The sequence below is a fragment of the Rhizobium sp. CNPSo 3670 genome (assembly GCF_057784555.1).
In genome coordinates this window covers 41,023-63,464 of record NZ_JBXSOL010000015.1, presented here as the reverse complement: position 1 = coordinate 63,464, position 22,442 = coordinate 41,023, and the positions used below count along the sequence as shown (strand labels likewise).

Here is a 22,442-nt window from a genome sequence, read left to right as displayed (position 1 = left end):
ACGCAGCCGGCTTATACGGAGAGGAATCCACCCTGCCTTCACTCATATCAGATGTCGAGGGCGCTCGGCAGGATCACCACGTCGCGGATCGTCACATTGCGCGGCCGGGTCAGCATGAAGAGCACGGCTTCGGCGACGTCGCGGGGTTCGATCAGCGCGCCCGCCTCTTTTGCCTTGCGCAGGTTTTCCGCAGGCCAGTCTTTCAGCAGAGCGCTGCTGACAGGTCCGGGCGAGACGGACCCGACGCGGATGCCGTTCTTGAGGAGCTGCCGCCGCATGGTCTGGACGAAGCAATGCATCGCCCATTTCGAAGGCGAATAGACCGGCTCCCACGGGACCGGGGCATGGCCCGCGACCGAACTGGTGACGATGATGTCTCCCGTCCCAATCTCGATCATGTGCGGCATGACCGTCCGGACGTTCTTGATGACCACGTTGACGTTCAGATTGAGCATGCGGTCGATCGCATCGAGGTCGGCATCCGCCAGATCCCCGCCGATATAGGTGCCGGCATTGGCATGGAAGATGTCGAGCTGGCCGGCCTTCGAGAGAATGCCGTCCAGCAGGCCGGCGCAATCCTCGGGTTTCAGAAGGTCGAGCGGCAGCGCGATCGCCCTCTCGCCGAGCCTGCCGCAGGCCGCACTCAGCGCCGCCTCGTCCCGATCGATCATCACGACCGTGCCACCCGCCGCGATGATCGCCTCGGTCGTCGCCAATCCAATACCCGAGGCAGCTCCAGTAATGGCCGCGACTTTACCTTGCAAACCCTTCATGTCCACTCCTCCAAATGTGTCGATCATCTATCGCATGCGGGGTCGGTCATGGCCAGAAGTTCGGGGCGTGGCGGGGATGATCTGGGCGATTGGGCGGTGGTGCCTCTGAACTCTCTTCCGTCAAGCTCGGGCTTGTCCCGAGCACTTGCTTCCGGTCGATAGGCAGCAGATCCTCGGCACAAGGCCGAAGACGACGCCGAGTAAAAATGAAACGGCTGCGGAAAAGTGGCCGGAGGCTAACCCCACACTCCTCATTCCTGTGCCTGTCACAGGAATCCAGCCACCGCGCGTCCGCGCGCTGAATGACTATTTTGAAAACAACGGAGTTTCCTAGCCCAAGGACTTGGGCGCGCTGGATCCCTGTGACATCCCTCGGGCGAAGCCTGAGGTCAAAGGAATGAGGGAAGGATAGGTGGTGCCCGCGCCCCACGAACCATCACGTGCGGCGAGGATCGGAAGCTTGGTCGGTTGTAGCCGCCCCAGGACATTTACAAAAAAAAACCGGGCGCGGTCGAAACCGCGCCCGGGCCGAAATGGCTGCCTTTATCAGACGAGGTCGAAGCGGTCGGCGTTCATGACCTTGTTCCAGGCGGCGACGAAGTCCTTGACGAACTTCTGCTTGGCGTCGGCCTGGCCGTAGACTTCGGCGAAGGCGCGCAGCTGCGAGTGCGAGCCGAAGATCAGGTCGACGCGGGTACCGGTCCACTTAGGCGCACCCGTCTTGCGGTCGCGGCCTTCATAGACGCCGTCCTTGCCGGCGGCCGGAACCCACTGCGTGGCCATGTCGAGCAGGTTGACGAAGAAGTCGTTCGTCAGTGTCTCGGGGCGCGAGGTGAAGACGCCGTGCTCGCGATTGCCTGCCTTCAGCACGCGCAGGCCGCCGACGAGGACGGTCATCTCAGGCCCGGTCAGCGTCAAGAGCTGGGCGCGGTCGACGAGCGCTTCTTCCGGCTTCATGAACTGATGGCGCTTGTCGTTCACATAGTTGCGGAAGCCGTCGATGCGGGGCTCGAGCGGCGCGAAGGAATGCGCGTCGGTCTGGGCTTCGGACGCGTCCATGCGGCCCGGCGTGAAGGGCACGCTGACGGCGTTGCCGCCCGCTGCCGCGGCCTTTTCGACGCCGGCAGCACCGGCAAGCACGATCAGATCGGCGAGCGAGATCTTCTTAGCCCCCGTCTGGGCTGCGTTGAAGTCCTTCTGGATGCGTTCGAGAACAGCGAGCACCTTGGCGAGCTGCGCCGGCTGGTTGGCTTCCCAGTCCTTCTGCGGGGCAAGACGGATGCGCGCGCCATTGGCGCCGCCGCGCTTGTCGGAACCGCGGAAGGTCGAGGCCGACGCCCAGGCGGTCGAGACCAGTTCCTGCACGGAAAGGCCCGTGGCGAGAACCTTGGCCTTGAGGTCGGCAATGTCCTTGTCGTCGACGAGCGGATGGTCGACGGCCGGGATCACGTCCTGCCAGATCAGGTCTTCAGCCGGAACTTCAGGGCCGAGGTAGCGCACCTTCGGTCCCATGTCGCGGTGGGTCAGCTTGAACCAGGCGCGGGCGAAAGCGTCGGCGAACTGATCGGGATTTTCCAGGAACCGGCGCGAGATCTTCTCATAGATCGGGTCGAAGCGCAGCGACAGATCGGTGGTCAGCATGGTCGGAACATGCTTCTTACCCGCCTCATAAGCATCCGGAATGGTGGCTTCGGCGTTCTTGGCCCGCCACTGATGCGCGCCGGCCGGGCTCTTCGTCAGCTCCCACTCGTGGGCAAAGAGGTTTTCGAAGAAATAGTTGCTCCACCTGGTCGGCGTCTGCGACCAGGTGACCTCGAGGCCGGCGGTGATCGCGTCCTTGCCGACGCCGGTGCCGAACGTGCTCTTCCAACCAAGGCCCTGGTCTTCGATCGCGCCGCCTTCCGGCTCGGCGCCGATAAAGGACGGGTCGCCTGCGCCATGGGTCTTGCCGAAGGTGTGGCCGCCGGCGATCAATGCCACGGTTTCCTCGTCGTTCATTGCCATGCGAGCGAAGGTTTCACGGATGTCTCGGGCCGCAGCGACCGGGTCGGGATTGCCGTTCGGGCCTTCCGGGTTGACGTAGATGAGGCCCATCTGCACGGCGCCGAGCGGCTCTGCCAGCTGGCGTTCGCCGCTATAGCGCTCATCGCCGAGCCAGGTTCCCTCAGGGCCCCAGTAGAGCTCCTCGGGCTCCCAGACGTCGGCGCGGCCGCCGGCGAAGCCGAAGGTCTTGAAGCCCATCGATTCAAGCGCAACGTTGCCGGTGAGGATCAGGAGGTCGGCCCAGGAGATGCGGTTGCCGTATTTCTGCTTGATCGGCCACAACAGGCGGCGGGCTTTGTCGAGGTTGGCGTTGTCAGGCCAACTGTTGAGCGGCGCGAAACGCTGCTGGCCCTGGCCGGCGCCGCCGCGGCCGTCGGTGATGCGATAGGTGCCGGCGCTATGCCAGGCCATGCGGATGAAGAGGCCGCCGTAATGACCGAAGTCGGCCGGCCACCAGTCCTGCGAATCCGTCATCAGCGCGTGAAGATCCTTCTTCAGCGCGTCGAGATCGAGCTTCTTGAACTCCTCGGCATAGTCGAAGTCCCTGCCCATCGGGTCGGCACGGCCGGAATTGTGATGAAGAATCTGCACGTTCAGCTGGTTCGGCCACCAGTCGCGGTTGGCTCTGCCGCGCGGCGTATTGCCATGGGCTACAGGACATTTTCCTGTGCTGTCAGTGGGGTTGTCCATGTTCGTCTCCTTCATTGCTTGATCGGTCCGCGGTTCAAAAAGATGAGCCGAGCTGGCGCCCCACTCTCTCCCTGGGAGTCTTCATATCGGAAGCGTTCAATAATTTTAAGTTGGATTTACTGATTGTCGCGATAAGCTAGGGTTATGAAGAATCTTACCCTGAAACAGCTACGCTATTTTGAAGCCCTGGCGCGGGATGGCCGCTTCCGCCGTGCCGCCGACGCCTGCGCCATCTCCCAGCCGGCGCTCTCCATGCAGATCAAAGAACTCGAGCAGGAATTGGGCGGCGAGCTCTTCGAGCGCAGCGCGCGCGAGGTGAAGCTTACCCCGTTCGGCCAGAGCTTCGCGCTGCGCGTCCGAGACATCCTGCGCGCCGTCGACGAATTAGGGGAGTTTGCCCGAGCCTCGCATGAATCCTTCCTCATGCGTCTGCGCATCGGCATCATCCCGACGATCGCACCCTACCTGCTGCCGGCGATTATAAACGATCTCAACGAAACCTTCGCCGGAATTCAGATCGAGGTGCGCGAGACACAGACGGGCAGGCTGGTTCAGGAATTGACACAGGGCCAGCTTGACATGGCGATCGTCGCGCTGCCGGTGTCGGAGCCCTCGCTGACCGAACTCGAGCTTTTCAGGGAAGAATTCGTGCTGGTCCGGCGGCAGGAGGATGGAGACAAGCCGGTGCCCGAGCGCGAGGCGCTGCGCGAAATGCGGCTGCTGCTGCTCGAAGAGGGCCACTGCTTCCGCGACCAGGCGCTGTCCTTCTGCAAGATCGGCCCAGCCCGCCCGCGGGAGATCATGGAAGGGAGCTCGCTCTCCACCCTCGTCCAGATGGTCGGCGCCGGCATCGGCGTGACACTGATTCCGGAGATGGCCGTTCCGGTCGAAACGCGCTCGGCCCAAGTCTCAATCTCCCGCTTCCCCGCGCCGCAGCCGTCGCGGACGATCGGCATGGTCTGGCGCAATTCGACCCCGATGGCCAAGCAGCTGCAGGAAGTCGCCGAGGCGGTGCGCCGCTCGGCTGAGACGATGCGCGCGCAGGATCCGCTCACGTGATGGACCTTGGCCGTCATCTCAGCGTCTAAGACCCCGCCCCTCACCTCAACTGCGGCGCTTGAACGTATGCTCGGCTGCCGGAAATTTGCGCGCGCGCACCTCCTCGGCATAAGAGGCGGCAGCGTCCGCGACCCTCTTGCCGAGCTCGTCGTAGCGCTTGACGAAACGCGGCTTGAAATCATTGAAGAGGCCGAGAATGTCGTCGGAAACCAGGATCTGGCCGTCGCAGGCGGAAGAGGCGCCGATGCCGATTGTCGGTATGTGGATTGAAGTCGTCATCTCGCGGGCGAGCGGCTCCACCGTGCCCTCGACGACGACGGCGAAGGCGCCCGAGCCGCCAATCGCATGCGCGTCGCGGCGGATCTTCGAGGTCTCGTGTTCGGAATGGCCGACGGAGCGATAGCCGCCGGCGGTGTGGACGAGCTGCGGCATCAGGCCGATGTGGCCGAGCACGGGAATGCCCCGCTTCGTCAGGAAGGCGATGGTTTCGGCCATCTCCTCGCCGCCTTCGAGCTTGACGGCGTCGCAGCCGGTTTCCTGCATGATGCGCACGGCGTTGCGGAAGGCAATCTCCTTCGATTCCTGGTAGCTGCCAAAGGGCATGTCGACGACGACGCAGGCATTGGCGACGCCGCGCATCACGGCCTTGCCATGGGCGATCATCATGTCCAGCGTCACGCCGATCGTGGTCTCCATGCCGTAGAGCACCATGCCGAGCGAATCCCCGACCAGCAGCAGGTCGCAATGCTCGTCGAGGAGGCGCGCCATCGGCGTCGTATAGGCGGTGAGGCAGACGATCGGCTTGCCGCCCTTCATGGCTGCGATTCGCGTCGGCGTCAGGCGCTTCTGAGATCCGGTGGCGCTCATTTCGTCACTCCCTTTCCCGGCTGGCCGCTCATTCGGTTGTCCCGGATCATTCTGTTCCCGCTCGCCGGGCTGCTATTGTCGCCGACAACTCTGTTGTCGAGAAGCCGCGTCGTGCCGATCCTCACGAAGAGCGCCACGACGATGGGGCCTTCGAGTGAAGCGACCGGCGCCAGCGTTTCCGCATCCCTGACGGCGACGACTTCGGGTTTTGCCAGAGGCTCGCGTCCGATGAAGGCGGTAAGCTTCGCCTCAAGTTCTTGCGCATCGGTGATGCCTTCGGCGATGAGCCGCTCGGCCTCGTCGAGCGCCTGCGGAACGATCACTGCCGCGCGCCGCTCATCGGGGCTGAGATAGACATTGCGCGACGACAAGGCGAGGCCGTCGCTGTCGCGCACGGTCGGCACAGAGATCACCCGCACCGGCACGGCGAGATCTTCCACCATGCGCTTGATGATGACGACCTGCTGGTAGTCCTTCTCCCCGAAATAGGCAGTTTGCGGCTGGACCATGTTGAAAAGCTTGGTGACGACGGTGGCGACGCCGGCAAAATGGCCGGGCCTAACTGCGCCTTCGAGTTCGCGGCCGAGATCGGGAACGTCGACCACCGTCTTCATCGGGCGGGGATACATATCCTCGACGCCGGGCGCGAAGAGGAAATTCACGCCGGCCTGCTTGAGCATGTCGCCATCGCGCTCGAGATCGCGCGGATATTTGCCGAGGTCTTCGGCCGGGCCGAATTGCAGCGGATTGACGAAGATTGAGACGACGACGATGTCGTTCTCGGCCCGGGCGCGCGTGACGAGCTTGAGATGTCCGGCGTGGAGATAGCCCATGGTCGGAACGAGGCCGACGGTGCGCCCCTGCCGCTTCAGCGCATCGAGCGTGTGGCGCAGCTCTTCAATATTCGAGAAAACCCGCATACATCCTCCCCGCGGCCGGTCACTCATCTTGGGCGCGGATAAGAAGTGTAATCGAAGCGGGAGGTCAATGCACTTCCGTGACAAAAAACGATTAGATGCATGGCGGGCCGATAAACCGACCCATATCCGCTCGGGAATCTTTGTCTCGCATCCGGCTTGCCGCAGGGCTAGCAATGTGCGACCTGCGCCTCTATCTACCCTCTCCGTCAAGATACCATCACAGTCGGCCGCTATGGAGAATGCATGGACAAACCCTGGAAGATCAGCCGCGGCCCGATTGCGGCGACCGAGCTCGACGTGGAAAAGGCCAACGCGATCAACACGCTGTTGGTGCGGCCAGTCGGCGTGCTTCCGGCAAAGGCCGGAGATCCGGTCCTTCCCTTCGCCGTCGGCCTGTTCAACGAGCTGCGCCCGCTCCTGAAGCCCGATGCCGGCGTGACGACGCTTCGGCGCGCGACCGCGGCCTATGTCCATTGCCGGCGCTATTATTTCGCCAGCGCTCAGCCCGATTCCATGCGCCATAACATCGACGGCGAACCGGTCGAGCCGCTGTCGGAGGAAGACCGATTGGTTGCGCAGAAGCGTTTCCTGAGCCTCAAGCAGAGCGCCGCGAAGGCCGAGGAACCCGAGCCGGCACCTGTGGTGGTTCCCGCTCCTGTGCTGAGCAAGAACGAACAGATCCGCGCCGCACTTCTGCGCGGCAGGAAGAACGCCGTCAGCTGAGCTTGGCGACAGGTGGATCTTTTGCGCGCAGGAGCGCCATCAGCATCGGCCCCAACGCAAACTCACCTCGCTCGGCGCGCCGCGTGAGGTCCCGAAGATAGCCGCCGGCGGAATGTATGCACCCTCCCCTCTGCAAAATGCAGGCGATGACAGTGGCGGCGTTTTCCGGTCCCATCACGGCGCACGCCTGCTCATAGGCAGATGGGCTGACGTGAAGCATCGTGCGCACCACGATAACAGCCGTCATCAGATCCCGCCAACTGCCGATCGCGCCGCCCGGACCGTAATCGGAAATGTGGGGGCAGGCCTGGAGAATCATGGTGAGCGGGAAGGATTTGAGTTCGGTTGCCCTCTTCCTGACGGCGAAGCGCCATCGCTCCCCGCCACTCGCCTGCGCTTCCGGACTGTCATCGTCCGGTTTCGTCTCCGGCTGATCATTGCGCTCGGCCCGCCTCTCCGCCGTCACCCCCTGTCCGCTTTCGAGACCCGCTTCAAATTCAATTATGGATTCGGGGTGAGAATTCTGTATGTGGCGCTCAATTTGGGATTCACTGGCGCTCGGCATCTGCATTTTCTCATGCAGTTCCAATAGGTTGACGATTTTCTCGCGGGTTATCTCGAGTTCTTTGAGGATGGGCGGGAGGTTTTCCAGACTTGCAGCCTTCGGAATACGCTGCAGGATCGCCTGGAACGTCGAAGAGATGGGCTGCCAGTCGCCGGGAACAGCTTCCTCGACGGCTGCGGAAATCAGCTTGCCGATGTCGCGCCGGCAGATCGTCAGCCGCTCCTTCAGACCACGCAGCATCTGCCGGTCGGCTGCGATGCGCGCCGCCATCGTCTCGATTTCGCCGGCGCGGGCGAGAAGCGGGGCGAGGCTGAAGCCGTAGGCCTCGTCGATCCCGCCTTCCCTGCCGCGACGTACATAACGCTTGCCGTTCGGGCTGTCCTTGCGGGAGATGAGGCCGGCTTCGACGAGCACGGCAAGATGCCGGCGCAAGGTGGCGGCGGCCATGCCGCGGGCTCTGAGCGAAAGCTGCGCGTTCGAGGGAAAGACCACCAGCGGTTTGTCGCTGAAGAGTTCGTCCTCGGGATAAAATGTCAGCAGCGCATCAAGCACCGTCAGCGCCCGGTCGGTGACATCCAGCCCTGCCCGCGCCTCGCAGACCGATCGGAACAGCTTCCATTTGTTGCGCGTCGTTCCGGCCGCGATCGCCTCGCCACGCCGCTGTTTCAGCAGCATGGCAAGCGACATCGGCCGCCGCCCGAAGGGCGTCGTCACATAGTCACTCTCCATTTCCTTCACCTCTCATCAGGCTAAAGAAATCCGCTCACCGAAACGATGCGAGGAGGAAAAGTGCGGCAGCGTCATTTGCGCGTCTGAAAAGACGCCGAGGCGCTGCAGGACTCTTGACTGGGATTCGTGAAAATGCGATTCTCTGTCTTGCTTAAGGATGTGAGAAGGGCTTCCACGACTCGTTCGTTTGGGGGCCTTTTTCTTTTGCGGTTTCAGTCTCCTTGTTTGCCCTCCTCGGCGAGGAATTGCTCATAGAGCGCATCCAGCCTGCCGGAGAGAAATTCTCCGAAGCGGCCGGCATTTCTCGCCTTCATCGAGAGCGAGAACGCCTTGCCGTCATTCTTCATTTCCGCCTGCACCGCCTTATCCCGCGGCTGCCATTTCACCTTCCTCGCGGCGACGGTTTTCTTGACCGGCCGCGCGCTTTTGTTCAGCGCCGCATAGAGCGCTTCGAAACGCTTGTCGGAAGGCAGTTGATGAAAGCTGTCCTCTTGCAGGACCTTTGCGACACCTGCCGCATTGGCCGATTTGCCGGCGAGCAGCGAAAGCTCCACCCAGCGCTCGCGGCCGACGCCGGGCGCAGGCCCGATTGCCTGGACGACCTCCGGCGAGATGCGGTCCATTACCGACAGCATCTTCGAGACCAAAGCCGCATTGGCGGCAAGTGCGGTCGAGACGACCTCCCTGTCGTAACCGAGCTCCTCCAGCCGTCTGGCAAAGAGTGCGCGCTCGATGAAGGTGAGGTCGGCGCGGGCCGAATTCTCTTGCCCCTGGGCGATCACGTGGGTCCGGTCGTCGATCGCCTTGACGACGGCGCGGACATTGCGGCCGAGTTCGCGGGCGGCGCGCAGCCGCCGGTGGCCGAAGACCACCTGATAACGTCCGTCGATCCTGGCATGGGGACGCACCAGGATCGGCGTGTCCTGCCCGCGCGCCCGGATCGCTTCCACCAGCGCGTGAAAATCCTCGTCATCCTCGGACAGCCGGTCCTTGACGAAGGAGGCTTCGACGAGTTCGGGGTCCAGATCGACCACCGCCTCGCCTTCCAGAAATTTTTCCGCCTGCTTGGCAAGCTCATCCAGCGAGCGGACGAGCGACCGGCCTGCCCCGCGCATCGGATAATTCGGCGCGCCTGCGTTTTCATCAGGCATATCGGCCAGCCCTTCCAGCAGATTCTTTCGTGCCATCAGCGTCCTCCGATTGCGGTCATTGCATTGATTTGGCTCACGGAAACGGCGAATTTGTCAGCCGACAAATCTGCCGCCCCCATGCCTGGTGAATGAGGCCGGCGATCTCCGCGTTGACGGCGTCCATCGCCTCCAGCGCGCGATCATAGGTTCCCCGGTTCATCGAGGCGCGCTCGACCTCGTAAAGCGTTTGCTTGGTGATCCCGGCATCCGAGATCGCGGTGGATTTGACCATCTGATTCTTCAGCATGAATTCGTGGAACATCGTCGACATGAAGCCGACCATCTGCGCCTGCGGCACATCGGTCGGCTCGTAGCGGGTGATGAGATAGCGGTACCAGGAGAGGTTCACTTCGGCGCCGGCGGCGCGGATCGGCTTCAGGATGCCGCCGAGCATCAGAAGGAACTGACCCATCGACATGACGTCGAGCATTTGCGGATGGATGGTGATCAAAACGCTGGTCGCGGCCGTCAGCGCCGTCAGCGTGAGATAACCGAGCTGCGGCGGGCAATCGATGACGACGACGTCGTAAATATCGTCGACTTCGGCAAGCGCGCGAGAGATGCGGGTGAAGAAGGTCTTGCCGTCATTGGTCGATTTGTCGGCCATGGCAAGCGGCGTATCGTATTCATATTCCTGCAGGTCGAGATTGGCCGGCACGATGTCGAGACCGGGAAAATTCGTCTTGTGGATGATCTCAGAGAGCGGCTTTTTCTCGCCGTCGTAGCGGATCGCTTCATAGAGGGACGAGGCCTGGTCAAACTCCGGCTGGAAGCCGTGCAGGGAGGAGAGCGAGGCCTGCGGATCGAGATCGACCGCAAGCACGCGGTGGCCGGTCAGGGCAAGATGCTGGGCAAGATGGGCTGATGTCGTCGTCTTGCCCGAGCCGCCCTTGAAATTGACGACGGCGACGACCTGTAGCTTCTCATGAGCGCGGCGATGGGGCACATACATGCGGCTTTCGGAGCGGCCATGCGCATCGAGATAGCGCCTCAGCTCGAGCATCTGCTCGGCGCTGTAGGAGCGCCGCCCAGAAGGCGAGGTCTGCGGGCAGGGGCCTTTGCCCTCGAGATGCAGTTTCTTCAGCGTGCTCTGCGACGCGCCGACATAACTGGCGACCTCGGCAAGAGAAAAGCTGCGCAGGGTCTTCTTCGCGTTTGGCGGAAAGCGCTGCACGCTCAGGAGATGCAGCTTCTTCGAAATCACGTCGCCGTGCTCGAGAATCTGATCCTCGAAATAGAGCGGCGCGGCCTTCACGGCATTCGAATTAGCGTTCATCGGCAGCAATCTTTCGGATAACGGTTTTCGGGATCAAAAGCCCCTGTAACCGTTATTATCCGCGATTCTCCGATACCGGCCAAGAAATTTAAGGTTAACGCATATTAACCTTTTCGATGCTCGTTCAAGCACTTGCCGGATCTCTGCGTGATGTCCGGACGACCGGGGATTTTGGGCCGGGGGCGCTGATAACGCGCCCCCGGCGGCGCCCGGCCGAAGGGGAGGGGGCATTCGGCGGGCTTAACTCAATGGCGCTTCGCCTGTAGTGATGCGCTGCTCGTCGGCGCCGAAGAGGTGAACGGTGTCGTGGCCGGGGGCGATCCTCAACACGTCGCCGGGGGCGGCCCGGATTCGCTCGCGGAAGACGCAGGTCAGCGTCTGCCCTCCGAGCCGCACGAGCACGAGTGTTTCCGAGCCTGTGGGCTCGACGACGACGGTCGTCACTTCGATGCCGTTGGGGTCGAGCATGATATGTTCGGGGCGAATGCCGTAGGTCACGGCATCCTTCGGCCGGCGTTCGCTCGGCAGCAGCAGCCCGTCCACGGTCCTGAACCCGTCTTCGCTCATGCTGCCCTTGATGAAATTCATCGCCGGCGAGCCGATGAAACCGGCGACGAACAGATTGTTCGGGCGGTCGTAGAGTTCGAGCGGCGACCCCGATTGCTCGATCAGCCCGTCCTTCATGACGACGATCTTGTCTGCCATGGTCATGGCTTCGATCTGGTCGTGGGTCACGTAGATTGTCGTCGTCTGCAGCCGCTGATGCAGTTCCTTGATCTCCGAGCGCATCTGCACCCGAAGCTTGGCATCGAGGTTCGACAAAGGCTCGTCGAACAGGAAGACGGCCGGATCGCGCACGATCGCCCGGCCCATGGCGACGCGCTGACGCTGGCCGCCCGAAAGCTGCTTCGGATAACGCTCCAAGAGGTTTTCCAGCCCGAGGATTTTTGCCGCATTGCCGACGCGCTGATCGATCTCCGATCTCGGCATGCGCTTCATCCGCAGCGAGAAGCCCATGTTCTTCGCCACCGTCATATGCGGATAGAGCGCATAGTTCTGGAACACCATGGCGATGTCGCGGTCTTTGGGCGCAAGCTCGTTGACGATGTGCTTGCCGATCTGGATCTTGCCCGAAGTGATGCCCTCCAGGCCGGCGATCATTCTGAGCAGCGTCGATTTTCCGCAGCCGGAGGGGCCGACCAGGACGACGAATTCGCCGTCGCCGATATCGACGGACACGCCTTTGATCGCTTTGAACGCGCCGTAGTCCTTGCGCGCATTGCTGACCGAAACATGGGCCATGAAACTCCTCCCGAATTCGCCGTCAAAGTCCGTTCAAGACACTTTTGAGAAAATCGAGGCCGAGGCGCTCACCCTCCGTGCGCGCGGCCAAGTCCTTGCCCGGCCAGCCGTAAGCGGCATCCTCGTGCTCGATCGACAGAGTGCCGTCAAAACCGTAGCCGCGGGCCTGCCTGAGGAAACGCGGCCAGTCGAGCAGACCCAGCCCCGGCAACTTGTATTGCCACCAGCCCTTGCCGTGATAGCCGAGTGCCTGCAGGGCCTCGGCGTCGATCGCCGTATCCTTGGCGTGCAGAATGGCGATGCGGTCCTTGACCGCCTCCAGCGCCCGATAGGGATCGACGCCGATGCGGATGAGGTGCGAGGGGTCGAATTCGAGGCCGAAGCGGCGGTCCTCGATGCGGCGGAAAAGTTCCTGCCATCCCCTAGGCGTCGTTCCGATGAAATTGTCTCTAGGTCCGGGCCAGTTCTCGATCGCGATGGTGAGGCCGCTTGCCTGCGTTTGCGCGATCAGCCCAATCGCGAAGTCGGCGAAGTCGTCATAATTGGCCTCGTCGCTTGCCGTATCGTTACGACCGGGAAAGATCACGAAGATCGGAACGCCGGCGCCGCCGATCGCTTCGGCAAATTCTGAGGTCCTTGCCCGGAGCTCGCGGCGCTTGTCGCGGTCGGCATCGAGCTGATTGCCGAAAAAAGTAATCGACGAAACGAAGAGGCCGCGGCTTCGTGCCAGCGAGACGGCGTCCTCCACCCGGTCGGGCGTCTTGATGTGGCCGCCGACATCGATCTCGATCGCTTCGAACCCCGCCGATGCGGCGAAATCTACCACTTCCTCCAGCGGGCGGTCATTGAATGTCGAGGTATAGAAGCCGATTTTCACCATATCCTCCGATCCTCATCACAATCCGGGGCCTTGCGGCCGTTTCAACTGTTCAGCCGGTCCATGAATTTCAGCGGCGAGCGCGTGCGCTGCGCCACATCGGCCGATGCAAGCATCAGGGCCGCCGCCATCGGCATGGCCGCCGCACCCATGGCCGAGGCATCCTCGCCGATCGAGGCGCGATGCAGCGAGGGCAGGTTCGTGTCCTCGGCGTCGAGATGCTCGTGCACATAACGCAGCAATTCATCGACGATGCGGATCGGCAGCCGGCCGCCGACGAGCACGGCATCGGGATCGACGATCATGGCGATATGTTTGACCGCGACGGCGAGATGCGCGCTCATTTCCTTCAGCCATTGCGAAACGAGGCGCTTGCCGCGCGCGTCGAGGGTCAGCAGATCCTGCGGCACGCTCACCTTGATCCCATGCCGGGCGAGGAAATCATAGAGGAAGAACAGCGAGAAGATCTCCCCGAGAAGCTGGACCTTCTGCGCCTCGCCGTCGCGGCCGTCGGCAATCGGAAGCCAGCCGATCTCGCCACTGAGGCCCATGGCGCCGCGATGGCCGTTGCCGTCGAGAACGAGGCCGCCGCCCGGGCAGGCATTGACGGCAATATAGAAGAAGCTGCTGCTTTCCGCGCCGAGGCCGTAGTTGAGCTCGGCAAGGGCAGCGGCATTAGCCTCATTTTCGGTGAAGACGGGATGCGGCGTCAGGCTCTCCAGTGCGGCGCGCACGTCGAAATCAGTCCATTCCTGATAGGCGTCGGGCTTGCCGAGCAGCGAGATTTCGCCGAGCCAATCCGGCATAGCAAGGCCGATCCCGGCAAGGCGCGCATCGTCGATCAGCCGGCTGCGCTGGAAATGCGAGATCGCATCTGATGTCAGTTGCATGAATTCCGCCGGCAGGATGAAGCGTTTCTCGTGGTGTACGCGGGCGCGCACATTGCCGACGGCGTCAACCGCCAGGATCGTCAGATGGTCGCGGTCGATGTTGATGCCGATGGCGTAATAGGCGTCGGGATTGATTTCGAGTTCGATTGCCGGCTGGCCTCTGAGCCCATGCCGGCGGCGGGCCTCCATGATCAGGCCCTCGTCCAGCAGGCGGTCGACGATGCGGGCGATCGCCGGTTTGGTGAAGCCCGTCTGCCGGGCGATTTCGGCGCGCGAAATCGGCGCCTGGCGGTGGATGCAGCGGAGCACGACGGCCCTGTTGTGCTCGCCCGCGTCTTCGACATTGGCGCCCGTCAGATCGGGGGAGAGCCTAGCGCCGAGTGTCTGGTTCATGCGTTCAATCCTTCCGCGCGCGTGGAGAGTGAAGCAGACCCTCTCATCCCTTCACCGCGCCGCTGGTCATCGCGCCGAGGATCAGCCTCTGGAGCGACAGGAAGGCCACGATCGCCGGAACGACCGCAATCAGGCAGGCGGCTGCAAGCAGCTGGATGGACGAGTCGGTCTGCATGCCGCGGAAGTTAAAGATTCCGACGCCGATCGGCATCAGGTCATTTTTGGTGAGCAGCAGGAAAGGCACCAGGAATTGCGACCAGCCGGCAATCACAGTGATGATGAAAACCGAGGCGATGCCCGGCGCCGACAGGGGCACGATGATGCGCCAGAAAACCGAGAAGCGGTTGCAGCCGTCGATCATCGCCGCCTCGTCGAGGCTGCGCGGAATGCCGTCGACCGTACTTTTCAACAGCCACGTCGCCAGGGGAACGCCGAGCGCGATATAGACCATGACGACGGCGAAATGCGTGTCCAGCAGGCCGAGGCGGTTCATGTAGCGATAGAGCGGCACCATGATGACGAGCGGCGAGATCATCTGGAAGAGCAGCAGCCCCATCATCGAGAGGCCCTTGCCACGGAACTGGAAGCGGGAGAAAGCGTAAGCCGCAGGCAAGGCAACGATCAGCACGCCGAGCCCGCTCAGAGCCGCAAGCTTCAGGCCGTTCCAGAGATAGATCGGGAAATAGCTGTTGTTGAGAACGGTGATGAAGTTCTGAATGGTAGGGTTGTCGGGAATATAGCGCGCCGCGCCGCGATAGACCTCGCGCTTGTCGCGTAGCGCCATCGACAGCAGATAGGTGAGGGGGCCGGCGAAGAAGACGAACATCACCAGCATGAAGAGATAGCTCATGGCATCGCCTAAACGGCTTCCGGTGCGTCCGCTCATTGCTCTTCCTCCTTCGGCAGGAACGACGCATAGACGAAGGCGAGCCCGAGGCTGATGATCAGCATCAGCACGGAGAGCACGCTGCCGCCGGAGAGGTCATAGTTTCGGAAGACGATATTGAAGACGTAGAGCGAGATCACTTCGGTCGCGCGCCCGGGTCCGCCGCCTGTCAGTGTGATGATCGCATCGAAGGTGTTCACCGTCTGGATGGTGATCAGGATCATGTTGACGAGGATCGCGGCGCGCAGCTGCGGCAGCGTGACGAACAAGAACTGCTGCGAGGCGCTGGCGCCGTCGACCTCCGCCGCCTCGTAGAGCGAGGGATCGATCGATTTCAGCGCCGCATACATGACGACCATCGAAAAGGCGGTGCCGCGCCAGATGTTCGAGATCAGAGTCGACCACGGCGCCATTGCCGGGTCCGATAGCCAGGCGACGGTCGGCATGTGCATCAGCCTCAAAATGCTGTTCAGCGCGCCGTAAGGCGCTTCGGAAAACAGCATCTGCCAGATGATGCCGCCGGCAATGCCCGGAACGACCCAGGCGACGAGCGCCGTGGTCCTCAGGATCGTGGTGCCGAACAGGCCGCGCTTTTCGCCGCGAACGACGGTGACGGCGACCGCAAGCCCGAGGATCTGCTGGCCGATGACGCTGCCGCCGACGAAGATCAGCGTCGCCCAGAGAATGTCGGGCAGTTGCGGCGAGCTCAGCGCATTGGTGATCGACCCCAGCGTATAGTCCTGGGTGTCGCCGATCAGTGTTGCATTGGTGAAGGAAAGCCGGAAAACGTCGATGACGGGATAAAGGTAGAATATGCCGATGACGATGATCACCGGCATGATCCAGGGCAGGGGCGCACCGGCGAACCGGCGCATGAACGTTCTGCTCTGAGGCGGGCTGTCAGCCTCGATGGCAATAGGGCTCATTGGCTTCTCTGTCCGGGTTTGGCACTGTCGACGGCGCCTCAAGTCCAGGCGCCGTCGCGGTCGGAAGCGTTGGAAACGCCCGGGATCAGAGACGCTTGTAAGCCTCCATCGCCGCGCTGAATGCGGCATCCAGGGCCTCTTCCGGTTTCTTCGTCCCCGACAGCACGTCTCCCATCATGATCTGGATCTGGTTGGAGATCTCGGGATAGATCGGCACGCCGGGCCGGGCTTGGCCATCGACCAGCGCATTGGCGAAGGTCTTGTTGGCTTCCGTCGAGAAGACCTCATACTTGTCGAAGAGCGACTTGCGCGTCGGCAGCTGCTGCTGCAGCGCGTTTGCAGGACCCATATAGACGTCGCGCGCCAGGTTGGCGCACATTTCGATCTTCTCCTTGTCCTTGCTGAAGGAGGCGACCGTCCAGCCGCCGGTGCCCGTCGACTTCTGGTCGGCCGTGGGGCCCGGGATCGGCGAGAAGGTCCAGTTCTTGAATTCCTCTTCGTCGAGCGTCGTCTTCAGCTGTGCATATTGCCAGTTGCCGCCGATGAAGAGCGCCGTTGTCGCGGCAGCCGCCGCAGCGTTCATATCGTCGTAATTGGCGATCGTCGTAACGCGCTTCGGCGCCGCACCGGAATCGACGAGATCCTTGAAGTAGTTCAGCGCCTTCAGGAATTTCACCTTGTTCTCGCCTTCGCCGAAGATTGGCTTGCCCGAGTCGTCGACGAGTTTGCCGCCGAGCGCCCAGTAATTGGCGAGCCAGTCGAAGGTCGTGCCTTCCCAGCGCCCGCCGTTGAAGAGCACGCCTTCCATGCCCTCCTTGGTGGAGGCAAGGGCGGCCTTCTTCAGTTCGTCCCAGGTCTTCGGCGCATCTGCGACCACAGACTTGTTGCGGTAGAGAACGCGCAGGTCCGTATCCCACCACCAGGCACGGATGGTCTTGTCCTTGTCGGTGATGCCGTCGCGGATGAAGGGGAAGAGATCGTCGATTTCTTCCTTGGAGAAATAGGGTGTGAAATCGGCCAGCACATGATTGACCATGAACTGCGAGAGCACGAAGGAGTCGACGGCCGCACAATCCGGCGCGTTACCGGCCTTGGCCTGCTCCAGCATCTTGGCCTGTTCAGTGCCGATGTCGGAGGACATGAATTGCATCTGCAATTTCCAGTCCGGATGCTTCTTGATGAAATCGACGAAGAGCTTCTGATAGCCCTCGGCAATGGCGGGATCGGAATTGTTCGGGCTGTCGTTCGTCAGGCGGACGACGAGCGTTTTCGGCGCATCGGCAAGGCCGATCCGGTCTTTGGTGGCAAGTTCCTGGGCAAAAATGGTGGATGCTGAAAATAAGACAGTGCTCAGCGCCAATGCGCTGACGGTCGCGCTCTTCATGATGGGTCTCCTCCCCATTTTGAACGAATACAGCCTGGCGGTCGGTTGACCTCTCCTCATTTCCGTGCTGCATTAATTAGATTAAGTTACTTTGATTTGATGTCAAGCCAGAGCTTGGGAGGATGAGATGCTGGCGACATTCAACAGCAGCTAGCGCACGCTGCGGTTTTCGGAAGGGATGCGCGCCAAAATAAGTTGCCGACAGCGCCTCAGGGACATCAGGCGCATCCAACCGCAATTTTCCTGACGAAAAGGCCGATCGATCGCGGATGGCCGCGATGGTGTCAGTTCGTGCTCCGGGCCGCAGCGGCAGCCGGAAACTGAAGTCCATGGAGGAGAAGATGCGTTTACTCATTCTCGGAACCGGCGGCATGGCCAATCAGCACGCCGCGCGTTTCAAGGCGATCGAAGGCGTCAGCGTCGTTGGCGGCGTCGATGTCGTCCCGGAGCGGCTCGCCGCCTTTTGTACCGAACATGGCATCGCAAATTATTTCATCTCGCTGGAGGATGCGCTCGCGTGGGGCGAGTTCGATGCGGTGGCGAACGTCACGCCCGATCGTCTCCACCACCCGACGACGCTTCAGGCGATCGCCGCCGGCAAACATGTCTTCTGCGAAAAGCCGCTCGCCACCGATGCCGTCAAGGCGATGGAAATGACCGAGGCGATTGAGCGGGCCGGAAAGGTCGGCATGGTCAATCTCACCTATCGCAATTCGCCGGCGCTGCAGAAGGGCCGGCAGATGGTGCTTGCCGGCGAGATCGGCGCCGTGCGCCATGTCGAGGCGTCGCATCTGCAAAGTTGGCTGGTCGGCCGCCACTGGGGCGATTGGAAGAGCGAAAGCAAATGGCTCTGGCGGCTGAGCAAGAAGCACGGCTCGAACGGCGCGCTTGGCGATATCGGCATTCACATCGTCGATTTCGCCTCTTATGGCTCCGGCCTCGACGTCGCCCACGTCTTTGCGCGGCTGAAGACCTTCGACAAGGCGCCGGATCACAGGATCGGCGAATATGATCTCGATGCCAATGACAGCTTCACGATGAATGTCGATTTCACCAATGGCGCGATCGGCACGATCCAGGCGACACGCACGGCAGCCGGCCAGATGGATCAGCTCCGTCTCCGGGTCTATGGCGAAACCGGCTCGGTCGAGATGATCTACGACACCGGCAAATCGACGCTGCGCGCCTGCCTTGGCGAAGATGTGCATACCGCGACCTGGCGCGACATCCCCTTCGATCCCGTCGAGACGAACTACCAGCGTTTCGTTCAGGCCGTACGGGCGGGCAGGACCCAGGAACCGTCCTTCCGGCGCGCCGCCAACATCCAGAAGGTGCTCGACAAGGCAATCGCCTCCGATCTCAGCCACGCCGACGAAGCAATCGGCTGATGCAGCCGAAGCGCGCTTTACTTTCGGCTTAGGCAGAAGCCGGCGGCAGCAGGAGCGTGTTGAGGAAAGGCAGGAGGGCGGCACCGAGCGCCACCCCGCCGCCGCTGAAGCTTGCCGGCCGCATCGGCGAAATCCAGGGCGTCAGCAGCGGCCTGGTCGAGGTGTCGCGCCGCTCGACGGAAAGCTGATGGATCAGCGCTTCGATCACGCCCTGCGGCAGGTCGCCGCCGATCATCACGACGCTCGGGGCGATGAAGCCGGCCATGGCGATGATCGGGTCGAGCAGATGGCCGGCGGCCTCGCGTATCCATTGCGACAGCGACGACGAGGAGAACTCCTCGCCCCTGAGCAGGCGCGCGAAGTCCAAGTCTCCGATGCGTGAGCGCAGGGAATCGAAACCGACGACGGTATTGAGCTGGACATTGTCGGGCCCGGTCAGCATTTCGCCGATGCTGCCCGCCCGCCCATGCACGCCGGAATAGGGTATGCCTCGGATGAGGAAACCCGCCTGAACGTCATCGTCGATGATGATCATCGCGAGCCCGCCCTCCGGCATGGCGCTGCCGATCGTGCGCTCGGCAAGCAGGCTCGCCGTGCATTCGTTTTCGACATAGGTGCGTGCGATCGTCGACATCGCAGCAAGCTGTTCGCTGCGGGCATCGCTCCAATCGTTGGCGGCGATCCCGAGCCCGACAATCGGCAATGTCGCATGCCGATCGACCATGTCCCTGACTGCCGCATGCACCGCGCCGACCCCGTCTTCCGGCTCCACGTCGAAATAGACCCGGTCATGCACTTGGCCGCTCAAATCGATCAGCACGATCTCGCCGCGCGTCCGTCGAAGCTTGACGCCGATCGAAAACGCGCCCTCCGGCCGCAGCGCGAATTCCGTGGCCGTCGCCCCGCCGCCGAGCCCGGTGCGCCGGTTCGATGTCACGAGCTTCTCGTCGGCAAGCCGACGCAAGATATTGGTGATGCCAGGCCCGGTCAGCCCGCTATGCCGCCCAAGCTCGGTGCGCGTCAGCGGCCCGTGCCGGCGGATTGCTTCCAGAATGACGCGGATATTCCGGTCGGCGATCTCACCCGATCTCAAGCCCACCGTTTTGGCGCGGGGAGCGCCCAACTCTTGAGTGTGAAGCCGACGCGGCCCCGACCGAAGATACCGCATGACCGTCTTTCTTGAGAGCACTTCGACGGTGTGTATCACGCTTATCGGTGTTCGTAACGATTTTCCAATGGTCGTTGTAACGAAGTGCTCCGGCTTTCGAGAACCGCAACGGCGTGCCGATCATCCTCGCTGCGTCTAATATACGCTAATAGCTGCAAGGACGATCGTTGCCGAATCCGTCGCGACAAGCCGGCCTGAGTGCGAAGTCAGCGCTGGAGTATCCAACCGATCCGGTCTGCTCCGGGTCGGTAGAGGTCGTCGTGCAGGACGACGCCGACATGGCAACGGCGATGAGCGTTGCCATCGCTGCGGGCAATTTCCGAATCCGGAGCATCCCTCAACCCTCCCTTCGCTCGCCCAAAGCGAGCGTCTTCAGTGTGATTGCCAAAGCAGATAGATCGATGCTGCGATCGGGAAACTGTCGCCGTCGATCAAGATTGCGTTATCCTTGCGGCTGATGGTCGCCTACTTAGAAGGGAAGGGGTTTTTCGAAGGGCTCGGAGGCTGGAGAGAGCTCCGGGGCTCGTTAGGGAGAAACGACGTGGCACGGGCCGTTGAGAAAATCACGCTCTGTGTTGGACTTGAGATCGTTTTCTATAAACTTATCCGGGCGATCAAAACGTGCTTTGGATCAAGGCAGGAGCTCGATCAAAAATCTCTCGGAGGACATAGCACGCCGCGGATCGCTGACCAGCCTGAATGTTCGCCCGCGGGTGTCGTTTCCATGCTATGATGGGCGTGCAAAGCTCAAGTTCGACGTCTGGAATATGGCAGAGGCCGAACGCTACTTTGCCCCGGCGAAGGGAGTTTGCGCCAGCAGGGGCTCGACCCCCGAAGCGCTGGGTGTGCTGCCTTTTTGATTGATCGAGAGGAGGTTGTTCATGTCCACGGATAGTGTCGACCGCCCGCTGCAGCCGGGAGACCGGGCACCGAATGTTGTACTCGACGGGATCTCGCGCGAAGGTAAGATCGCGATCGATGACTTTCGAGGCCGTAGCCCGCTACTGATCGGTCTATTTCGAGGCCTACACTGTCCATTCTGTCGGCGTCATGTCTCGGCGATGGCGCAGCTCAACCCTGCCCTGAAGGAGAAAGGCATCGAGTGTCTCGCCATCGTCAAGACGCCCGTCGAACGGGCGCGGCTCTACTTCCGTTACCATCCGCTACCGAACCTTATCAGCGCATCCGACCCGCAGGGGGCTTCGCATCGCGCCTTCGGTTTACCCATTCTCGAACTCACGGAGAATGAAACCGAATGGCCGCATAAGCTTGGAATGGACGCGGTCATGACAATGCGGATCGATCTGCCGGGGGAGTTGCCCGTTCCGATGAACCCGGCTGCGGCGGGCGACTTTCTGGAGAAAAAGGACCCGTATGAAATGACGGCGGCCGACCAGCAGATTATCATCGCCGGTCACATGCCGCTTATCGGCGAGTTCCTGCTCGATCGGGAAGGCACTGTGCGCTGGAGTTTCACAGAAGCCGAAGAGGGGGGCCAAAATCTATGCCGGGCGCCGAGTCCCGAAGAATTGATGTCAGCAGCCTCCCAAGTCGCACTTCAATAAGCTGCTGAACAACTCGTCCCACGAGATCGTTGGCAGCCTTAAACCAATCGGCGAACGCGCAGAGCTTCCCGTTGTATACGATGATCAGCAGGTCTGGGCCACCAGCGGACCGTGGCATTGCGAAGCCCGCGACCGGTCGTTACGCAGCCGCACCAAGTCCGTGGCGAGCAACGGTCATCAGAACCAGTAGAATCTAGACCAAAGTCAGCATCGCCTGGAAGGGTCTCAACCAACCGTCAAGGTCAGGGCCTCGGATGGTAACCTCTTTGCAACATCCGCAATGAGGAGGAAGTCGCTCCCTCCCCATTTATCACTGCATCGCCGTGACCTCATTGATGGACTGGATCCGTCACCGCTTTGATGACCTCGGACGCCATCTTGAACTCCTTCTCGCGGCTGGTGATGCCATGGCGTCGCGCGATCCAGTTAAAATCCGTATAGGCAACACGGACCGTTCCATCCTTCGCTTCGTAGACGAGAACTCTGACGGGCCAATCGAGCCCGGCCACTGGATTGGCAGTGATGAACGTCGTTCCGAGCGCCGGATTGCCGAACAGGATCAGCCGCGATGGACGGACCTTGTTGCCAGCCGCGTTGCCGAGCCTTGCTTGATCGATATCATCGAACAGCATTATGCCCTTCTCTGCGACGCTGCCTTTGATCTTTGTGACAGTCTCGTCGACCGAATAGCGACTCTTCAGAACAACGACACCATCCCGGGCACCTGCCTGGACGATAGTGGCTGATGCCGACAGAATTCCTGCCAATGAAAGCGCGGCCATGAACAATAGTCTGATCATTCTTTGCATGTCAGTTACTCCCTTTGGT

At 61.8% G+C, this 22,442-nt stretch carries 21 protein-coding genes; 4 read left to right on the top strand and 17 right to left on the bottom strand.

What is annotated here, in order from left to right; all coding sequences use genetic code 11:
• Positions 1-47 precede the first annotated feature (47 nt).
• Both AC13QO_RS17290 and katG read right to left on the bottom strand, forming a co-directional pair.
• The gene (locus AC13QO_RS17290; protein ID WP_488541354.1) at positions 48-773 is read right to left on the bottom strand and encodes an SDR family oxidoreductase; all 726 of its coding nucleotides are present in this window, start codon (positions 771-773) and stop codon (positions 48-50) included.
• Between the two features lie 546 nt (positions 774-1,319).
• A complete protein-coding gene (gene katG, locus AC13QO_RS17285) occupies positions 1,320-3,506 on the bottom strand; it encodes a catalase/peroxidase HPI (protein WP_488541353.1) in 2,187 nt (728 codons plus the stop codon).
• Between the two features lie 144 nt (positions 3,507-3,650).
• Between katG and AC13QO_RS17280 the strand changes: the two genes are divergently transcribed.
• The gene (locus tag AC13QO_RS17280) at positions 3,651-4,565 is read left to right on the top strand and encodes a hydrogen peroxide-inducible genes activator (RefSeq protein WP_488541352.1); all 915 of its coding nucleotides are present in this window, start codon (positions 3,651-3,653) and stop codon (positions 4,563-4,565) included.
• A 45-nt stretch (positions 4,566-4,610) separates the two neighbouring features.
• On the opposite strand, the gene panB is transcribed toward AC13QO_RS17280, so the two are convergent.
• Both panB and panC read right to left on the bottom strand, forming a co-directional pair.
• Positions 4,611-5,432 carry a 3-methyl-2-oxobutanoate hydroxymethyltransferase gene (gene panB / locus AC13QO_RS17275; RefSeq protein ID WP_184459863.1) on the bottom strand — a complete coding sequence of 274 codons (822 nt, stop codon included), beginning with the start codon at positions 5,430-5,432 and terminating at the stop codon, positions 4,611-4,613.
• Entirely contained in the window at positions 5,429-6,352 is a 924-nt protein-coding gene (panC, locus tag AC13QO_RS17270; RefSeq protein ID WP_488541351.1) for a pantoate--beta-alanine ligase, read from the bottom strand. The genes panB and panC overlap by 4 nt, the downstream gene beginning before the upstream one ends.
• 243 nt (positions 6,353-6,595) lie before the next feature.
• Here panC and AC13QO_RS17265 point away from each other — a divergent pair, with 243 nt between their 5' ends.
• On the top strand, positions 6,596-7,075 hold the full coding sequence (locus AC13QO_RS17265) for a ProQ/FINO family protein (protein WP_488541350.1): 480 nt from the start codon (positions 6,596-6,598) through the stop codon (positions 7,073-7,075).
• Here the strand turns inward: AC13QO_RS17265 and repC are convergent.
• The 10 genes from repC to AC13QO_RS17215 all read right to left on the bottom strand — a co-directional run bounded on the left by repC (position 7,068) and on the right by AC13QO_RS17215 (position 17,848).
• Positions 7,068-8,369 carry a plasmid replication protein RepC gene (repC, locus tag AC13QO_RS17260; RefSeq protein ID WP_488541349.1) on the bottom strand — a complete coding sequence of 434 codons (1,302 nt, stop codon included), beginning with the start codon at positions 8,367-8,369 and terminating at the stop codon, positions 7,068-7,070. The genes AC13QO_RS17265 and repC overlap by 8 nt on opposite strands.
• 212 nt (positions 8,370-8,581) lie before the next feature.
• On the bottom strand, positions 8,582-9,556 hold the full coding sequence (gene repB, locus AC13QO_RS17255) for a plasmid partitioning protein RepB (protein WP_488541348.1): 975 nt from the start codon (positions 9,554-9,556) through the stop codon (positions 8,582-8,584).
• Between the two features lie 37 nt (positions 9,557-9,593).
• Positions 9,594-10,835 carry a plasmid partitioning protein RepA gene (gene repA / locus AC13QO_RS17250; RefSeq protein WP_488541347.1) on the bottom strand — a complete coding sequence of 414 codons (1,242 nt, stop codon included), beginning with the start codon at positions 10,833-10,835 and terminating at the stop codon, positions 9,594-9,596.
• A 240-nt stretch (positions 10,836-11,075) separates the two neighbouring features.
• On the bottom strand, positions 11,076-12,137 hold the full coding sequence (locus tag AC13QO_RS17245; RefSeq protein WP_085782018.1) for an ABC transporter ATP-binding protein: 1,062 nt from the start codon (positions 12,135-12,137) through the stop codon (positions 11,076-11,078).
• A 22-nt stretch (positions 12,138-12,159) separates the two neighbouring features.
• Positions 12,160-13,014: a sugar phosphate isomerase/epimerase family protein gene (locus AC13QO_RS17240; protein WP_488541403.1), complete on the bottom strand. Its 855-nt coding sequence runs from the start codon at positions 13,012-13,014 to the stop codon at positions 12,160-12,162.
• 44 nt (positions 13,015-13,058) lie between these two features.
• Positions 13,059-14,297, bottom strand: a complete 1,239-nt coding sequence (locus AC13QO_RS17235; RefSeq protein WP_097601242.1) for an ROK family transcriptional regulator — start codon at positions 14,295-14,297, stop codon at positions 13,059-13,061.
• A gap of 43 nt (positions 14,298-14,340) precedes the next feature.
• Positions 14,341-15,183, bottom strand: a complete 843-nt coding sequence (locus AC13QO_RS17230; protein WP_085782016.1) for a carbohydrate ABC transporter permease — start codon at positions 15,181-15,183, stop codon at positions 14,341-14,343.
• On the bottom strand, positions 15,180-16,109 hold the full coding sequence (locus AC13QO_RS17225) for a carbohydrate ABC transporter permease (protein ID WP_488541346.1): 930 nt from the start codon (positions 16,107-16,109) through the stop codon (positions 15,180-15,182). Before AC13QO_RS17225 ends, AC13QO_RS17230 begins: the two co-directional genes overlap by 4 nt.
• A gap of 85 nt (positions 16,110-16,194) precedes the next feature.
• Positions 16,195-17,493 (bottom strand): extracellular solute-binding protein, encoded by a 1,299-nt coding sequence (locus AC13QO_RS17220; RefSeq protein ID WP_488541345.1) that lies wholly within the window; start codon positions 17,491-17,493, stop codon positions 16,195-16,197.
• A gap of 76 nt (positions 17,494-17,569) precedes the next feature.
• Positions 17,570-17,848 (bottom strand): hypothetical protein, encoded by a 279-nt coding sequence (locus tag AC13QO_RS17215; RefSeq protein WP_488541344.1) that lies wholly within the window; start codon positions 17,846-17,848, stop codon positions 17,570-17,572.
• Between AC13QO_RS17215 and AC13QO_RS17210 the strand changes: the two genes are divergently transcribed.
• Positions 17,835-18,881 carry a Gfo/Idh/MocA family protein gene (locus AC13QO_RS17210; protein WP_488541343.1) on the top strand — a complete coding sequence of 349 codons (1,047 nt, stop codon included), beginning with the start codon at positions 17,835-17,837 and terminating at the stop codon, positions 18,879-18,881. The two genes, AC13QO_RS17215 and AC13QO_RS17210, sit on opposite strands and share 14 nt — an antisense overlap.
• Positions 18,882-18,909: 28 nt before the next feature.
• Here the strand turns inward: AC13QO_RS17210 and AC13QO_RS17205 are convergent, their stop codons facing one another.
• On the bottom strand, positions 18,910-20,049 hold the full coding sequence (locus AC13QO_RS17205) for an ROK family transcriptional regulator (RefSeq protein WP_488541342.1): 1,140 nt from the start codon (positions 20,047-20,049) through the stop codon (positions 18,910-18,912).
• 145 nt (positions 20,050-20,194) lie between these two features.
• Positions 20,195-20,383 carry a hypothetical protein gene (locus tag AC13QO_RS17200; protein WP_488541341.1) on the bottom strand — a complete coding sequence of 63 codons (189 nt, stop codon included), beginning with the start codon at positions 20,381-20,383 and terminating at the stop codon, positions 20,195-20,197.
• Between the two features lie 547 nt (positions 20,384-20,930).
• Between AC13QO_RS17200 and AC13QO_RS17195 the strand changes: the two genes are divergently transcribed.
• Positions 20,931-21,614, top strand: a complete 684-nt coding sequence (locus tag AC13QO_RS17195; RefSeq protein WP_488541340.1) for a peroxiredoxin-like family protein — start codon at positions 20,931-20,933, stop codon at positions 21,612-21,614.
• Positions 21,615-21,943: 329 nt separating this feature from the next.
• Here the strand turns inward: AC13QO_RS17195 and AC13QO_RS17190 are convergent, their stop codons facing one another.
• Positions 21,944-22,423 carry a DUF302 domain-containing protein gene (locus tag AC13QO_RS17190; protein WP_183705088.1) on the bottom strand — a complete coding sequence of 160 codons (480 nt, stop codon included), beginning with the start codon at positions 22,421-22,423 and terminating at the stop codon, positions 21,944-21,946.
• Positions 22,424-22,442 lie beyond the last annotated feature (19 nt).

Excerpts from the sequence above, each read along its gene's own strand:
- AC13QO_RS17290 (WP_488541354.1), bottom strand. The coding sequence starts at position 773 with ATGAAGGGTTTGCAAGGTAAAGTCGCGGCCATTACTGGAGCTGCCTCG.
- katG (WP_488541353.1), bottom strand. The coding sequence starts at position 3,506 with ATGGACAACCCCACTGACAGCACAGGAAAATGTCCTGTAGCCCATGGC.
- AC13QO_RS17280 (WP_488541352.1), top strand. The coding sequence starts at position 3,651 with ATGAAGAATCTTACCCTGAAACAGCTACGCTATTTTGAAGCCCTGGCG.
- panB (WP_184459863.1), bottom strand. The coding sequence starts at position 5,432 with ATGAGCGCCACCGGATCTCAGAAGCGCCTGACGCCGACGCGAATCGCA.
- panC (WP_488541351.1), bottom strand. The coding sequence starts at position 6,352 with ATGCGGGTTTTCTCGAATATTGAAGAGCTGCGCCACACGCTCGATGCG.
- AC13QO_RS17265 (WP_488541350.1), top strand. The coding sequence starts at position 6,596 with ATGGACAAACCCTGGAAGATCAGCCGCGGCCCGATTGCGGCGACCGAG.
- repC (WP_488541349.1), bottom strand. The coding sequence starts at position 8,369 with ATGGAGAGTGACTATGTGACGACGCCCTTCGGGCGGCGGCCGATGTCG.
- repB (WP_488541348.1), bottom strand. The coding sequence starts at position 9,556 with ATGGCACGAAAGAATCTGCTGGAAGGGCTGGCCGATATGCCTGATGAA.
- repA (WP_488541347.1), bottom strand. The coding sequence starts at position 10,835 with ATGAACGCTAATTCGAATGCCGTGAAGGCCGCGCCGCTCTATTTCGAG.
- AC13QO_RS17245 (WP_085782018.1), bottom strand. The coding sequence starts at position 12,137 with ATGGCCCATGTTTCGGTCAGCAATGCGCGCAAGGACTACGGCGCGTTC.
- AC13QO_RS17235 (WP_097601242.1), bottom strand. The coding sequence starts at position 14,297 with ATGAACCAGACACTCGGCGCTAGGCTCTCCCCCGATCTGACGGGCGCC.
- AC13QO_RS17230 (WP_085782016.1), bottom strand. The coding sequence starts at position 15,183 with ATGAGCGGACGCACCGGAAGCCGTTTAGGCGATGCCATGAGCTATCTC.
- AC13QO_RS17225 (WP_488541346.1), bottom strand. The coding sequence starts at position 16,109 with ATGAGCCCTATTGCCATCGAGGCTGACAGCCCGCCTCAGAGCAGAACG.
- AC13QO_RS17220 (WP_488541345.1), bottom strand. The coding sequence starts at position 17,493 with ATGAAGAGCGCGACCGTCAGCGCATTGGCGCTGAGCACTGTCTTATTT.
- AC13QO_RS17210 (WP_488541343.1), top strand. The coding sequence starts at position 17,835 with ATGCGTTTACTCATTCTCGGAACCGGCGGCATGGCCAATCAGCACGCC.
- AC13QO_RS17215 (WP_488541344.1), bottom strand. The coding sequence starts at position 17,848 with ATGAGTAAACGCATCTTCTCCTCCATGGACTTCAGTTTCCGGCTGCCG.
- AC13QO_RS17205 (WP_488541342.1), bottom strand. The coding sequence starts at position 20,049 with ATGCGGTATCTTCGGTCGGGGCCGCGTCGGCTTCACACTCAAGAGTTG.
- AC13QO_RS17200 (WP_488541341.1), bottom strand. The coding sequence starts at position 20,383 with ATGCTCCGGATTCGGAAATTGCCCGCAGCGATGGCAACGCTCATCGCC.
- AC13QO_RS17195 (WP_488541340.1), top strand. The coding sequence starts at position 20,931 with ATGTCCACGGATAGTGTCGACCGCCCGCTGCAGCCGGGAGACCGGGCA.
- AC13QO_RS17190 (WP_183705088.1), bottom strand. The coding sequence starts at position 22,423 with ATGCAAAGAATGATCAGACTATTGTTCATGGCCGCGCTTTCATTGGCA.